This window comes from Adhaeribacter soli (assembly GCF_008727925.1).
Classification (GTDB): Bacteria; Bacteroidota; Bacteroidia; order Cytophagales; family Hymenobacteraceae; genus Adhaeribacter_A; species Adhaeribacter_A soli.
In genome coordinates this window covers 296,705-313,027 of sequence record NZ_VTWT01000003.1, presented here as the reverse complement: position 1 = coordinate 313,027, position 16,323 = coordinate 296,705, and the positions used below count along the sequence as shown (strand labels likewise).

The 16,323-nt window shown below is 49.5% G+C and carries 7 protein-coding genes; 3 read left to right on the top strand and 4 right to left on the bottom strand.

Translation table 11 applies throughout. From position 1 onward, the window contains the following. Nucleotides 1–40: 40 nt before the first annotated feature. Both F0P94_RS07430 and F0P94_RS07425 read right to left on the bottom strand, forming a co-directional pair. Nucleotides 41–934 carry an NAD(P)/FAD-dependent oxidoreductase gene (locus tag F0P94_RS07430; RefSeq protein WP_150903243.1) on the bottom strand — a complete coding sequence of 298 codons (894 nt, stop codon included), beginning with the start codon at nucleotides 932–934 and terminating at the stop codon, nucleotides 41–43. A gap of 689 nt (nucleotides 935–1,623) precedes the next feature. Further along, nucleotides 1,624–8,538, bottom strand: coding sequence for an Ig-like domain-containing protein (locus tag F0P94_RS07425; RefSeq protein ID WP_150903242.1), 6,915 nt, complete (start codon nucleotides 8,536–8,538; stop codon nucleotides 1,624–1,626). Nucleotides 8,539–8,997: 459 nt separating this feature from the next. Here F0P94_RS07425 and F0P94_RS07420 point away from each other — a divergent pair, with 459 nt between their 5' ends. From F0P94_RS07420 to F0P94_RS07410, 3 genes are all read left to right on the top strand, one after another. Beyond that, nucleotides 8,998–10,230 (top strand): OmpP1/FadL family transporter, encoded by a 1,233-nt coding sequence (locus F0P94_RS07420; protein ID WP_150903241.1) that lies wholly within the window; start codon nucleotides 8,998–9,000, stop codon nucleotides 10,228–10,230. Nucleotides 10,231–10,244: 14 nt separating this feature from the next. Beyond that, a complete protein-coding gene (locus tag F0P94_RS07415; protein WP_150903240.1) occupies nucleotides 10,245–11,621 on the top strand; it encodes an SGNH/GDSL hydrolase family protein in 1,377 nt (458 codons plus the stop codon). 157 nt (nucleotides 11,622–11,778) lie between these two features. Further along, nucleotides 11,779–12,261: a lipocalin-like domain-containing protein gene (locus F0P94_RS07410; RefSeq protein WP_150903239.1), complete on the top strand. Its 483-nt coding sequence runs from the start codon at nucleotides 11,779–11,781 to the stop codon at nucleotides 12,259–12,261. A gap of 340 nt (nucleotides 12,262–12,601) precedes the next feature. On the opposite strand, the gene F0P94_RS07405 is transcribed toward F0P94_RS07410, so the two are convergent. Together F0P94_RS07405 and polA are read right to left on the bottom strand one after the other, a co-directional pair. Next, entirely contained in the window at nucleotides 12,602–13,147 is a 546-nt protein-coding gene (locus tag F0P94_RS07405) for a nuclear transport factor 2 family protein (RefSeq protein WP_150903238.1), read from the bottom strand. A 309-nt stretch (nucleotides 13,148–13,456) separates the two neighbouring features. After that, a complete protein-coding gene (polA, locus tag F0P94_RS07400; protein WP_150903237.1) occupies nucleotides 13,457–16,291 on the bottom strand; it encodes a DNA polymerase I in 2,835 nt (944 codons plus the stop codon). Between the last annotated feature and the right edge of the window lie 32 nt (nucleotides 16,292–16,323).

Below are 16,323 nucleotides of genomic sequence, written 5' to 3'. Positions count from 1 at the left end.
ATTCTGCTGCACAGTTTTTTTGCGGCCAAACCTACCGTTTTTACCTCCTGCTTTCGGACTGAAGCTCCATGTTAATTGCTACGGCAGCTTTGGTACCTTCGGCAGCGGCCACAATTACCAACTGCACGTCGCGCGCCGAATCGCCGGCCACAAACAGTCCTTTGATGTTGGTCATTTGCAGCTTCCGGGTTTTTACCACGCCCTTGCTCGTAAATTCACAACCTAATAACTCGCCCAGCCGCGATTGCTGTTCGGTACCGGTGCTGAAGAACATGGCTTCGCGGTGCTCGGAGGTGCCATCGGCCAGCACTATCTGCTGCAGCCGGCCATTCTCCCCTTCCAACCGCTTTATTTTCTTTGTGTTTAACTGCACGCCGTTGCGTTCCAGTTCTGAGATTTCCGGGTCAGTAAGCTTGTTAGTGCCGTCGGTAAACAGCATTACGTCGTTGCTCCAGGTTTTCAGGGAAAGCGATAAGCCGAAACCATTCCGCATTCTTCCATAAGCAGCAATGGGTTTGTCGCGGCTTTCCCAGCCATCGCAATACGGGCAATGGTGCACGCTTTTCCCGTACATTTCTTCAATACCGGGCAGGTCCGGCAAGCGATCTTTCAGCCCGGTGGCCAGCAGCAGTTTCTTCGACCGGTATTCATTTCCTTTGGCATCTACGGCTTTAAAACCTTCGGAAGAATAATCAACTTCCACTATTTCCCGCTCGTGTACTTCCACCCCATATTTACCCAATTCCTTTCGGCCAAGTTTAATAAAATTACCGGGATTTATGCCATCGCGCGTAATAAAGCCGTTCATCGATTCGGACCAGCGGTTGCGTGGTTTACCCGTATCGAAGAGCGCTACTTTCCGGCGGCAACGACCTAAAACCATGGCAGCACTTAGTCCCGCCGGACCGCCGCCTACTATAATTACATCGTACATGTATCCAGATCCTGTTTTGCTTTCCGCTTAACGGATTGCACGTAAAAATGGATAAGGGTTTTTTAGCCGAAAATTATAGCGTTTTGCAAGGCGTGCAATAACCACCCCCAACCCCTTCCCTCCTTTGTCGGGACAGGCTCTTGAAAAGGGGGGGAGCTTTTCATTTCACTTAATCAGGCTTATTATCTTAAATTCTGAATTCTCCAGTGTATGTGAGCTTGCAGAAAAGCTAAAATTCAGCAGACTGCAGCTCCCCTCCTTTTCAAGAGCCTGTCCCGACAAAGGAGGGAAGGAGTTCGGGGGTGGTTGTATTTGCAAAAGGATTCCCTACTATGCGACACTCCATCTCAGTTATTACCAGCTTATTTTACCATCGCCGTAGGCTTTAATTTTTATCCGCAAACGTGATTTCGGGGGGCTGCGCTGGAGATATGCGTGAAAAGATAAAGCAAGGAGAATTCTGCTAATTTTATAATTGGCTACGCCGAACTTCGTTTCTGAAAATTCTGATTCAGACCATCCCAATCAAATACCGAATTGATCAGATATCGTGCGGACAGGTCGCGACCTGTCCCTACAAACATTCGTCACGGAAATCATAAAAATCATAAAATCCTGATTCTGATTCAGACAAACAAAAAGCCCCGACCTGCTGGCCGGGGCTTTTACTTTTTCCTTCGGAAACGCTACTATTCTTTCACCACTTTCCGGTAGGTTACTTTCCCTTCGGTTTCCAGGCGAAGCAGATACACGCCGGAAGCTTTGTGGCTTAGGTCGAAGCTATGGTTCAGTACCTTGTTCTGGTCCGGCTTTACTTCGGCTTTATCTACCAGCTGGCCGGTTAAGTTGTAAAGCATGAGGGTAGCTGGTTTGGCAAAGCCGGTAAGTTTTACCTGGAAGCTGCTGGTGGTAGGGTTCGGATACACCTGCAACTGGTTAGCAAACATAGAGTCGGCAAGGCCGGTCGGGTTGTATACGAACACTACCGAAGTAGTCTGACAGGTTCCTGAAGTTACCGTTACAGTATAGTTCCCGCTGGCAGTAGGCGTATGGGTCTGGCCGGTAGCGCCCGGAATGGCCGTGCCGTTCAGGTACCACTGGTTTCCGGTAGTAGCGCTGGAAGCCAGTACGCCGCCGGTATACGTAATAACCGGTGCTGCCGGAGCTGGCAATACGGTAACCGTTACCTGGTCGGTGCCGGAGCAATTATTGGCATTTGGTCCGGAAGTTACGGTATAGGTGGTAGTTGCCACAGGCGTAACCGTAATGCTGCTGCCGGTAAAGGTATTTGTGCCATCAGTCCAGGTATAGGTCGTTCCGCCGGTAGCGGTTAAAGTAGTACTGGCTCCCGGACAAACCGATACATCCATGCCTGCATTTATTACCGGCAGGGCATTAACTGTAACCGTAGCCTGATCGGAGGAAGTACAGCCGCCGGCGGTTGTGGCGGTAACGGTATAAGTGGTATTAGCCGCAGGCGAAACCGTAATGGAGCTGCCGGTCTGGCCGTTAGACCAGGTATAAGTCACCCCTGTCTGTGCGGTTACGGTTAAAGTGGCAGAACCACCGGCACAAATGGTCTGGTCGGCGATGCTGACTACCGGCAGCGGGGTTACCGTTACTGTTACCGGAGTGGAAGTTGCCGAACAGTTCAAACCATCGGTCACCGTTACCGAGTAGGTTCCGGAAGTTTTCACTTTAATGGCCTGCGTAGTTGCCCCATTCGACCACAGGAAAGGACCGGCGCCACTGGCGGTGAGCAGCACGCTGTCTCCCTGGCAGATGGTTGGCGCTTTGCTGGTAGAAACGGCAACCACCGGAAGTGGATTAATAAGCACATTAACGGTATCGGTAGCCACGCAATTACCCGTTGGGTTGGTTACCTGCACCCAGTATTTACCGGTTGCTGCAGCCGAAATGGTATTGGTAGTAGCGCCGGTATTCCACAGGAAGTTAAAGCCTGAACCGGTATTGCCGGCATTCAGGGTTACCGAACCGCCGCACTGCGTTACATCAGGGCCCAGGTTTACTACCGGCACAGAATTGATGCTTACCTGTACCTGAGCGGTTTCGCTGCAGTTGGTTGCCGGGTTGGTTACCGTTACCGAATAGGTGCCACTGGTGCTCACATTAACGGTTTGGGAAGTTGCCCCTGTAGACCATAAATATGTGAAACCGGAACCGGCATTACCGGCATCGAGCGTGGCCGTGCCGCCGCACTGGGAAATAGCCGGGCCTAAGTTCACCACTGGTTTGTTGTTGATGGTTACGTTAATGGTATCGGAACTGAAGCAGCCGGTTGTTGGATTCGTAACTTTTACCCAAAACTGGCCGGTAGTGGCTGCAGAAACCGATTGCGTGGTAGCGCCGGTAGACCACAGATACGTCATGCCTGCATTGCCGGCATTTAAAGCAGCCGTTCCGCCGCATTGGTTTATATCGGCGCCAAGGTTTACTACCGGCAAGGCATTAATGGTTACCTGCACCTGGTCGGTACTGCTGCAGTTGGTTGCCGGATTGGTTACCGTTACCGAATACGTTCCGGAAGCAGTTGCATTAATGGTTTGGGTAGTAGCGCCATTCGACCAAAGATAGGTAAAGCCCGGATTGCCTGCATCTAAGGTAGCCGTGCCGCCGCACTGGATTACGTCCGCACCCAGATCCACTACCGGAGCAGCATTGATCGTTACGTTTACAGTATCGGTACTAAAGCAACCGGTAGCCGGGTTCGTTACGCGCACCCAGTACTGGCCGGAAGTTGCTGCCCCTACCGTTTGCGTGGTGCCGCCTGTAGACCAGAGGTAAGAAAAACCGGAACCGGCATTCCCTGCATCGAGAGTTACGGTGCCGCCGCACTGCACTTTATCGGCGCCTAAGCTTACCGTTGGTCTCTGGTTAATGGTTACCTGTATCTGATCGGTGGTGCTGCAACCGGTAGCCGGGTTGGTTACCGTTACCGAGTACGTTCCGGAAGTAGTTACGCCAATGGTTTGCGTAGCCAGGCCGTTCGACCAGCTGTAGTCGAAACCGGTTCCGGCATTACTGGCATCCAGCATAACTACTCCGCATGAAGTAATGTCGGCTCCCAGATCCACTACCGGCGAAGTTCCGATGAATACATTGATGGTATCGGTTTTGAAGCAGCCGGTTATCGGGTTGGTCACTTTAACCCAATACTGACCGGAAGTGGTAGCTGAAAAAGTCTGTGCCGTGCCGCCCTGGGACCATTGGAATGCATATCCTAAACCAGCGTTTCCGGCATCCAGTGTAACCGGACCGCCGCTGCAATCGCGGATATCGGCACCCAGGTTTACTACCGGACGAGGAGTTACCGTTGCAGTAACGGCTACGCGCTTGCTTTCACACTCCAGCACGGTTACCTGCCAATCGTAGAAGAAGTAGTAGAACGGGCCTACGCCAAAGGTACCGCCGGTAATGGAAAGCGCCTGCGGGATCTGGTAAGGATATATAGCACCGTTGGTGTTCCGGAACAAGGCTGTAACTGTACTTCCCTGCGCATTCAGTTTATACCCGTTGCCGGCCGGAATGCGGAAGTTCAGCGGAATAGGCGTTTTAAGATTTGGTGTGGTTACAGCTACCGTTTGGGTGGCAATTACCACGTTGGAGGCATTAAGCAGGTTTATTTTCACGTTTCCTGCCGAAGCCGGATAGACAAAAACCGAATCCAGGATCAGCTCCCGGAGTACATTAAATTCCAGCCCGGCATCGAACTGTGTAACGCTTCCGCCTACGCCTATGTTCATGTCTTTCGGACCTACTTCCGCAACTGTAGAATTAACCGAGGATGCGTAATAGGTAGTAGTTGCCGTTAGGGGTGGCGTTGTAAACGTACCCGCTGCCGAATTCACTAATACAGCGCCGCCGGTTTTAGCCGCATAGAAATTATAGCTATCGGCCGTACCGCTAACCTGAAGCACCGCACTTTCGCCTTCGCAGGTAGTAGCGTTTGTAGCCACCGGCATGGTTGGGATGGCGTTCAGGAACAAGGTAGTGGTCAGGGTATCGTTGCGCAGGTCTTCGTCGTTGGCCATGCTGGTGTACGCTTTGAACCGGTAGCTGCCGCCGGCATAGGTATTCAGAGTGCCTAGAGGAATGGTAATGGCCTGGTCGGTAGTAAGCGGACCAGGAATGGTGGCGTTCAGGGTAGCGGTTACCGGTCCGGTTACATTAACGGTAACCGGAATATTCGATTTGGAAGCAACTCCCAGGTTTTTAACCGTAACCGATACCGTTTGGGTGCTGTCGCCACAGGCATTGGCTACCGGCTTCAACAAAGCAGTAACACTCAGGTCGGTCTGCAACAGCTTCCGCACTGCAATATCGTCGAAGCTGGTACCGTTGCAACAGGTAGTGCTGGTGGCAGAACCGGTACCGGATTGCCCGAACCGGATCTGCGTGCTGGCGCTATAGGTTTGTCCGGCGGCAGCCAGGGCAGCCGACATATTCACGTTGGTTACCGGCTTATAATTACCGGCCCCGATCTTATTGGCAAACAAATTATACACTTCCACCCACGGAGCGGTATCGTTGCCTCTTACCCAAACCCGGCTCTGAGGGTTATCGATAGTAGAAGTGGTATGGTAAGCATAAGCAAAATCCAGCATCAGTACATCGGTAGTGGTATAATTGGAAAGGTTCAGGGTAAGGAGCAGGTAATTTACCGGAGTTGTTCCCCCTGTAAAACCGACCCTATCGAAAGTGACAGCACGGGTACCGCTTTTGGCAAAGCCGGTTCCGGCAAAACTCCGGAAGCGACCATCGGCCGAATTATTCTCATAATCGAAACGCTCGGCGCCGGGTACGCCAACCTGATTGTCTTTCAGCACAAGCGTTGGCACAGCTTCAAAATCTTCGGCTACCGGAAAAACCAGCACCGGTGCATTCTCCAGCTGCTTCACCTGTAATATGCCCAAAGTATCGTTACTCCGGTCATCATCGTTGGTTAAGGCAGCAAAGGCGTTTATGTTGTAGGTTCCTACGGCAGCCATATTGGCTTTAGCCGTAAAGGTATAGTTGGTGCTGGTGCCCGGGCTCAGCGGCCCCGGAATGGTTTCAACGGCCGAAACTACGCCGTTCAGGCTGTAATACACCGGAATGTTGCTGAGCGCCGTACCGCCGGTATTCACTACTTTTATGGTTACGTCCTGAGCTGCGGTAAGGCTTTTGGAAGTAAACTGGCGGCCGTTCAGGCCTGGTGCCACCAGGGCGGTAACGGCCACATCGTTCGGAAATACGGTAAACTCATCGGCCCCGATATCTACCTGGCCGCCAACCGTAGCCGGACGGGCCTCGCCGTCGATGTCGGTAGTAACGGCTACAGTATTGTCGCCTTTATTATTCAGTTGCGGGGTAATGGCATGCAGGTCGTTAACCGGATCGAGGTAGCCCGGGTTACCATCTTGCGAATTAGCATTAAACCCGGCAAAACCCTTGTAGGTTGAAGGAGTCAGATCCGTATTATTCAGCCGGATTATATTGCCACCACCGGTAACAAAGAAATTATTATGATCGAAGGCCGCAAAAGAAACGCTGGCGCCCCCCCAGAGGGCCCGGCTGAAAGTGCCGGTAGGATTGAAGAGGGCAATAGAGTTATTTTTTACGGTAATAGAAGTTCCGCTATTGATAAAAATTCCGTCGCCATTGCCCCCATTTATACTAATACTGTTGTGCAGGATATCGATAAATGAAGAAGCCGAATTAAAGCCTATTCCGTCGCCAAACGAACCTGGCGCGGAGCTCAGCATGTTATTTACAATCTTTGCCCGGCTGTTTACTCCTCCGCTAATTGTATTACCATTGCTAACTGCAATACCTCTGCCGCTGAAATTTCTGACTGTATTAAAAGAAATTTCGAAGTTATCGTTATTATCGGATTGAATACCGGTAGCATTCGTAGCGCCAGTTACGAGCTGAATAATATTCTTCTGAATATAGGGCATTTGCTGGTATGCGCTGAGAATAGCTGCTGTTCCGGCACCGGTAATAGTATTGCCCACAAGGCGGTTTCTGGAATCAAGACCGCCGGCAACAGCCCGCATTATTATGCCGTAAGTACCGTTCTCGATTTCGTTGTTTTCGATCCGGTTAAAGCTACCGTTGTTTGGCGTTCCGGTAAAATTGGTAGTACCTAAGGTAATACCGGCGAATACGTTGGTACCGGTTCCACCAGTTTTAACCTGAATGACATTGTTGCGGATGATGTTGCTGTCGGCCTGACTAACCAGCAGAATGTTGCTGGACGTAGTGGGGTTCAGGTTCTCAATGGTCAGGTTCTGAAGAACAATGTGGTCGGCGCCGTTTAAGCGGAAAGTATATAATCCGGTGCTGGTAACTTTCTCCGTGGTAGTGCCGCCGTCGAAGGTGATGGTGTTTTTGCCGGAAGCGCCGTAAATAGGATTAATGGAAACGCTTTCGTTAAAAGGACCGGTTCCTGGAGCAAGAGTAAATTTCACGGCTGTTTCCACGCCCGCACAGTGCAGCATGTTCACCGCTTCGGTAATGGTATTGAACCGGCCGGTTACGCCCCCGATCACGTAATTCCCGAGCAGCATCGGGCACACCGATTTGGTGGCTTTATCGTTTGCCGGATTAATGTCGGAAGAACTGTTCGGACTGAACGTTTCGGCCTCGATGCTATAGGTAGCGCCATCGGCAAAGTTAAAGGAGCCGATGTTTACGTTGCTTAAAGTAGTGTTCGGGGCAATGCTGCCGTTATACACAAAATCGGGCTGCTGCACATTGTTTACTTTCCACTTTACGGTTACGTTGCTGAGCGTGGACTGGCTGAAGTTTTTAAGCGTTACCACCACGTTGGAAATACCAGAACCAAAAGGCACGGTAGGCGCATCGATGGAGAGCACGCCGGCATCGGAAGTAACCTGCGGCGTGAACTCGTAATAATCGTTATCGGCGGCGGCAGGCCCGGAATTGGTACTGAAAAAGCCGAAAGTGCTGGAACCGAACTGAATGGCATGGCTGCTGGTATTCTGCAAACCGATGGTAGCCGTTACGTTGGCCGCGCTGCTGTAGTTCATGTCGATCATGTACACTTTATTGGTGCCTTCTTCGAGCACGCAGGCAAAGTTGGCAAAGGCGCAAACCGGATTCCCGATCTCGTAATTGATCCACTTTACCCAAAGCTGCCGCGAGCCGGCCGGGCCGAATACGCGGGTATAGATCTTTGAATTGGCCGGCAAAGGCGCTGCTGCCGAAAACGAATCCCAGAAGCTGGCAATGGTTTTGTCGGGCAGCAGGTTGGTAGGCAGGTCGGCGTTGTTGTTGGGCAGCAAGGCCGTGGCCGTGTTAAAGGTAAGTAAACCGTTGCGGCTCACTTTAAAATTGGTAACCGGGTTGCCATAGAAAGCAAAATTGAAGGGCAGCGCCTGCACAGCGCTCCAGCTGTTGGTAGCTTCGCCGCCGGCCGTAATTGCCAGCCACCCCACCGTAGCCGTATCGGCGGTGGTGTTGAGGTTGCGGGGGTTGCCGGCATTGAACTGCAGGTTGGGGTTGTACTGGGCAAAGCCCAAATGGCTGCAGGCCAGCAGGCCGCATAAAGCCAGAAGTTTTCGTATGCGTTTTTTCATAGGTTAGGTAATACAGGGTGACTGATAAGTGTTTAAATGTAAGCATCCGTTGACATCAAAACAAGTCTCACGATTCACTTTAACCTGACAATCAGAATACTAACGGCTACAAAATTCCTCAAGGCCTTTATAATATACAATATTGACAACACTCCTTATCCGTTCTCCAGTATATAAACCAACCCTTCTATATATAATTTACCCTATAAAAAGACTATCATTTTCACTCTTCTTCAACAATGCCTGCCATCCTGAAAGCGAGGCAAGGAATCCGGATAATCAAATACCGGATAAAATAATCCTATTTATAAATTTTTAAAAAAAACTTAGCCGCGGCTTCAGATTTTATGAACAATACCTTATTTGTTAGGCATACCGAATTAATTAAAGGCGGAAACTCTGTTTTATCTGAAATTATTTTTTACTTTAGCCGGTGAGCATATAACTTTTTCTAAAACTATGAAACGTAAATTAATGGCTGTGCTGGGTAGCGTATTGCTTTCCGGAGCAGCGCAGGCCGGCGGTTTCCAGGTGAACCTGCAGGGGCAGAAGCAAATCGGAATGGGGCACACCGGCACAGGCCTGGCCCTGGATGAAGCAAGCGTTTTCTTTAACCCCGGCGCCATGAGCCACCTTCGGGAAAATGGCTTCCAGATTGGGGTAAGCGGCATTATTTCTAAAATTGCCTACCTCGAGAAAGCCCCCGGAAATGCCACCGCCGAGAGCGACAACCCGCTGGGGACGCCCTTTGCCGGCTACGGCGTTTATGGAAAAGACGAAAGCCCGCTGAAATTCGGACTGGGGGTTTATACGCCTTTCGGCAGCAGCGTAAAATGGGGCAACCAATGGATCGGCCGGTTTGGCTTGAATGAGCTTACGTTGCAGGCCATCTTTATTCAGCCGACGGTAAGTTATAAGATCGGCGATAAAGTTGGTATTGGCGCCGGCTTTGTGTACTCTACCGGCATGGTAAACCTGAAGCGAAACCTGCCGGTGCAGAACGGGCAAGGCGAAGAAGGCAGCATAGAGCTGGACGGCCGGGCCAGCGGCTTCGGTTTTAATGCCGGTATCTTCTTTCAGCCAACCGAGAAGCTTTCGGTGGGCGTTACTTACCGTTCTAAAGTAGAAATGGAGGTAGAGGGCGGCGATGTAACCAACAAAGTGGCTCCGAGTTTGGCAAACCGGTTCCCGAATACGGAATTTGACGCCACCTTACCACTGCCCAGCAACATTACTTTAGGACTAGGATTTAAGCCGACCGAAAAACTTACCCTTGCCGCCGATGTGCAGCGGGTAAACTGGAGCGCTTACGAAAAGTTACGCTTTGATTTTAAGGAAGCCGTGGGCGGCAATAATTTTACCGAAAGCGCCCGGAATTACGAAGACGTTTACATTTACCGCTTAGGCGCACAATACCAGGTTACCGATGCTTTTGCTTTGCGGGCCGGTGGTTACTACGACAATACCCCGGTGCAGGCCGGCTACCTGACCCCGGAAACGCCGGATGCAAATGCGATCGGAATTTCCGGCGGCCTGGGCTACAAGTTCAGCGACAAGTTCCAGGTAGATGCTTCGTTCCTGTACATTACCAAGGAAGAACGTTTCGATGAGGCCGATAAATCCGGCGGCATTGCGGGCACTTACAAAACCAATGTTTACATTCCGGGTTTAGCGCTTAGTTATAAATTTTAATTCCAGAAAAGACCATGAATAAGTTTTTATACAAATCAGGACTGGCGGCACTGGCTTTGGCCGCTTTCTTAAGCAGCTGCAAACCCGAAATAGATGCGCCGAAAGCAAGTGCCGGGGAAGCAAATTTTGAGCGTTACGTCTCTTTAGGTAACTCTTTGACAGCAGGCTTTGCCGATGGTGCATTGTACCGGGGAGGCCAGGAGGTTTCCTATCCAAACATCTTAGCGCAACAATTTAAACTGGTCGGGGGCGGGGAATTCCGGCAGCCATTACTGGCAGAGGCTGTAGAAGCCAGTTCTCCCAAAATTAACGGGAGCAACATCATACTTGACCACCGACTTAAATTAGCCTCTGTAACCGACTGCATGGGTACTTCTTTAAGCCCGGTGGTTTCCGGGTCAACTACCTATACCGCCCAAGAGTTATTTGTAAAATTTGCCCCAACTAATCAAGGCCCATATAATAATTTGGGTGTTCCGGGAGCTAAATCTTTTCACCTGATTGCTCCGAATTATGGTGACCCTATGGGGATATTTGCAAATCCTCGTACAGCTAACCCATTCTTTGTTCGATTCGCTGCATCGCCCTCAGTAACAATTCTAGAACAGGCAATGGCACAAAACCCTACTTTCCTTTCACTATGGATCGGGAATAATGATGTGCTCGGGTATGCTACTCAAGGGGGAGACGGTGATGAGATTATTACTCCAAAAGCCAATTTCGAATTTGCAATTAATCAGATAATTAATGCCATGGCATTAAAAAATGTTAAAGGTGTAATTGCTAATATTCCGGACCTGACTAAAGCTCCCTTTTTCACAACAGTTCCTTATAATGGCTTAGTGCTGAAGCGCCAAGGCCAAGCCGATTCGCTTAAAGCAGCTTACCGCGGTGCTGTTAACTTTAAAGTTGGCCAAAATCCATTTATGGTTGTGGAAGATGGAACGGTAAGACCAATAACCTCGGAAGAGTTAATTCTTTTACCAGCTTCGTCAGCTATTAAATGTCAGGGACTTGGCTCCAGAACTCCAATCCCGGATAACCTGGTGCTCTCCAAACCTGAGATTGATGCCATTAGAAATGCAGTTGCGGATTACAATGAAGCACTTAAAAGGCTGGTTGATAATGCAAATGCTGCAAAACCGAATAGCCTGGCCTTCGTGGATGCTTATTCTATCCTTAACGAGATAGCTGGCGGAATCAGCAGAAATCAGGTTACTTACAACACGGCACTGGTAACCGGAAACATTTTCAGCCTTGATGGCCTCCATTTCTCACCTCGTGGAAATGCTATCGTAGCAAATGAATTCATTAAAGCGATAAACGAGAAATATAAGTCCAGCATTCCAACGGTTAATGAAACAAATTACAACACTGTTCTATTCCCGTAGGCTTTGACCTTTATAAACCTCAGAAAAAGCTACCTTTAGGGGTAGCTTTTTTTATTGACCTGCAAATTTTCTTTTGGCTCCGCAACAAGCTTCGCAAAGTTTTTAACAAAGCCTTTGAAATTTTGTATATTTAGGCAAAAACTAAAAGAAATCCTTTATGAAAAGATATTTACTGCTGCTGGTGCTGGGTACCTGCCTGGGCTTTACTTCGTGCAGCAAAGACGACGATGATGATAATAATAAGCCCCAGCCAACCGCGCCGGAGCCATCGGCCAAAACCCAAATGCTGACGGGTAAAAAATGGAAACTAGCTTCGTTAACCAATAATGGAAACGACTTTCTGAGCAACCCTTTGTTTCCGGCCTGCAATAAAGACGATCTTTACAAATTCAATGCTGATAGTACGGTTACGGTAGAAGAAGGCCCCATGACTTGTTCGCAACCCGGCGCCTCGCAGGGAACCTGGGAATTTAAAGAGAACGAGACTAAGATAAACCTGGTAATTCCTACTCCTACGCTTTCTCTGATCTCCGGCGACTTCGATGTTGAATCTTTAAGCGCTACTACCATGGTGCTGAGCCGTACTCAAACCGCCGGCACCAGCACTAACAAGTTCGTAGCTACTTTTAGTGCGCAGTAAGGCCGGAGGCATTCGCCCGCTGCAGGGGATTTGGGCTGCCGCAGAAACAAGCTTAAAACTTTCAAAACAATGAATCGATGATTTGATTAATGGCAGATGGGGAGCATCGTGATTTCAAACTTGCTGAGTTATGAAGCACCAGGTTGGTTCTTTCCATGGCCGAGAAAGATACCATTAATGGTTTCCCTGTTTCTGTAATTGAGATTACATCTTTACGCCTCAGCCATAATCATCCGTTTGCTTCCTATAAAAAAAGCGAAGGTTTTAGCCTTCGCTTTTTTGTGCGGTTTTCCTGATCAAACCCGTACTGTTTTCTTAATTGTAAATCGTTGATATAACTTCAGGAAATCCAGTTCCGGAGTTCCCGGTTAAACTTCCATTGGCCGTTTTCCTTTACATATTCCAGGATATAGCCTCCACCACTCATATGGATAATACCTTTGGTATTTTTAGAAACCTTCCAGTTTAAAGATAATCCGATCTGGGCACGATCGCCTTCAATTTTAATATCGCTGATACTCAGATACAGGAAATCGCCTTTTTTATCAGCTTTTTTCTGCAACTCTTCTTCTGTGAGGGCTGCTATTTTTATTTTACCAACTCTCTTAGGGAAACGTTCCGCTGCATAATCCGCAAACACAAAGTCAGCATCCAGCTCACTAAAAACGGATTCATAAACGCGGCGGCTGATATAGAACTTCTTTTTGTTTTTGAATAAACGGTAATCTGCTACTTTATCCCGCTCCACCAAGCCCCGGTGCAGGATAAGCTCGATCAAAACCTGTTCGTCGGTTTTAGCTTTCTCCCTAGCAGCCGGTTTAAAACCCAGATACATAAAGCCCAGCAATAGCAACAGGGAAATCTTAAAGACGTGTTTAAAATTCATACGTTTACTTTTTCAGCATAAAACCTACTGTTTTACGGGCTGCTCAGGGCGTTTTGCATCGGGTCACGGCGTTTGCGGACAGGTCGCGACCCAATGCCGTCAACTTAAGAAAAAATGAATTGAAATATTGCGTCATCCCGAACGAAGTTGAGGGAGCTTATGGGGCCATTCCAGATAGATTTTATTGTAAGGCCTGTCTTGCTACGCTCGCCAGCCCATTGTAATTCCCATAAGTTTTCTCGGCTTCGCTCGAAATGACGTTACTTTTCTTAAGTTGACAGCATTGGGTCGCGACCTGTCCCTACTTTTTTAATGGGCTTCGAGCCAGTTGGAGCCGGTACCGATGCCGATCTCCATAGGTACGCTCAGCGGCAGGGCGTTTTTCATGAGCTCTTCCACTTTGGGCGCTACTATTTCCACTTCGTTCAGCGGTACGTCGAACACCAATTCGTCGTGCACCTGCAGGATCATGCGGGTTTGCAGCTTTTCTTTGTCGAGCCAGTCCTGGATGTTGATCATGGCAATTTTAATAATATCGGCGGCGGTTCCCTGAATTGGCGCGTTAATGGCGTTGCGTTCGGCGTACCCGCGCACGGTCTGGTTCCGGGAATTGATGTCGCGCAAGTATCTTCTGCGGCCTAAAACGGTTTCCACGTATTCCTGTTCGCGGGCCTGGTTTATCACTTCATCCATGTATTCCTTAATGGCAGGGAATTCCTGGAAATAGGCTTCAATGATGTCGGCGGCTTCGCGGCGCGAAATCTTCAGGCGTTCAGCCAGACCGAAAGCGGAAATACCATAGATGATGCCGAAGTTGATGGTTTTGGCTTTGCGGCGCATTTCCGAATCTACTTCCGCAGGTTTCACGTGGTACACTTTGGCAGCCGTACTGGTGTGAATGTCCATACCTGTGCGGAAGGCTTCTTTCATGGTAGCATCGCCGGAGAAATGCGCAATGATGCGGAGCTCGATCTGGGAATAATCCGCGGAAAGCAGCACGTGGTCTTTGTCGCGCGGCACGAACGCTTTACGGATCTCTTTGCCTTTATCGGTCCGGATCGGGATGTTCTGCAGGTTCGGGTTGGTGGAGCTTAAACGCCCGGTGGCCGCCACGGCCTGGTTGAAAGAAGTATGCACCCGGCCATCGCGTTTGCAAACCAGTTGTGGCAGCGCATCGATGTACGTGGATTTCAGCTTGGAAAGCTGGCGGTAATCTAAAATAAGCTGCGCAATTTCGTGTTCGGCAGCGAGCTTCGAAAGCACTTCTTCGCCGGTGGCGTGCTGACCGGTTTTGGTTTTCTTCAATTTTGCGCCGCCCAGCCCCATTTTATCGAACAGGATCTCGCCTAACTGTTTCGGGGAGCCGATGTTGAATTCCTGACCGGCCAATGCATAAATGCGCTTTTCAATTTCTTCGATGTAGCCCTGCAGTTCTTTCGAGCTTTCGGCCATGGCTTTGGAATCGATGGCGATGCCCTCTTTTTCGACTTCGGCTAATACCGTTATGAGCGGCATTTCCACTTCGTCGAAGAGTTTTTTCAGGTTATTCTTTACCAGCAGCGGCTCGAAGTATTGTTTCAGCTTTAGGGTTACGTCGGCGTCTTCACAGGCATAATCCGAAATTTCTTCTGGCGCAAGATCGGCCATGGTTACCTGCTTTTTGCCTTTCTTGCCGATAAGTTCGGTGATGGAAATAGGGGTGTAGTTCAGGTAGGTTTCCGAAAGCAGATCCATGTTGTGACGCATATCCGGCTCGAGCAGGTAGTGCGCGATCATGGTATCGAAGATCGGCTTTTTCACCGAAATTCCGTACTGTTTCAGTACCAGGATGTCGTACTTAATGTTCTGCCCGATCTTTAAGATTGTTTCGCTTTCCAGAATTTCCCGGAATTCCTCCACTACTTTTTGGGCCTCTCTTTCATCTTCCGGAATGGCTACGTAATACGCTTCGCCGGGAATATAACTGAACGACATACCTACCAGAAGCGCCGTGATCGGATCGATGCTGTCGGTTTCGGTATCCCAGGAAATTTCGGTTTGCTGTTTTAAATATTGGATCAGGCTTTGGCGTAATTCCGGGGTATTTATTAAATGGTAATCGTGCGGTGAATTGGTAATGTTGCGGCGGAAACCTGCCAGGGATTCGCCGGAATCCGGTACATTGGCCAGGTCATCGAGGTCGTCGAAAAGCGAAGTTTGCTGATCGGATTTTTTGCCCTTGACCATGGTCGGAGGCGCAGCTTTCGGGGCTTTTGGCGTGGCAACCGTAGCGTTTCCGAAAATGCGTTGCGCAAGCGTTCGGAATTCCAGTTCATCGAAAAGGGCTTTCAATTTTTCTTCGTCCGGGCCATTGTATTCAAACTTTTCTTCGTCGAAATGAATGGGAACATCTAAATGAATGGTAGCCAGCTCTTTCGACATCAGGCCTTGCTCGGCGTACTTCATCACGTTTTCCTGCTGCTTGCCTTTGAGCTCGTGCGCGTGCGCGATCAGGTTTTCTACGGAGCCATATTTCTGAATTAAGGTCTTGGCCGTTTTCTCACCGATACCAGGAATGCCGGGAATATTATCGACCGCATCGCCCTGTAAACCCAGAATATCGATTACCTGTTTTACATCCGAAATTTCCCATTTTTCCAGCACCTTGGGCACGTCTATAATATCGATGGCATTGCCCAGGAAAGCGGGTTTGTAAACGAAAACGTGTTCGGTCACGAGCTGGTAGTAATCTTTATCCGGCGTCATCATGTACACGTCGTAGCCGGCTTTTTCGGCCTTGCAGCTTAGCGTTCCAATGATGTCGTCAGCTTCGAAACCGGGCATGATGAGCATGGGAATATTGAAGGCCTCCACCAGTTTTTTTACGTACGGAATGGCCACCGAAATATCTTCAGGCATGGCCTGGCGGTTGGCTTTATATTCCACAAAATTGTCGTGGCGGAAAGTTTTCTCCGGACCATCGAAGGCTACGGCAATGTGGTCGGGCTTTTCGCGGTTCAGAACGTCTACCAGGGTGTTGGTAAAACCGAGCGCGGCGCCCGTGTTCATGCCCTTGGAATTGATGCGCGGATTTTTGCTGAATGCGAAATGGGCCCGGTAAATCAGGGCCATGGCATCCAGCAGGAAGAGTTTTTTACGTGCCATTTCCAAAGGTAATTCTTCTAATTAGAAATTAG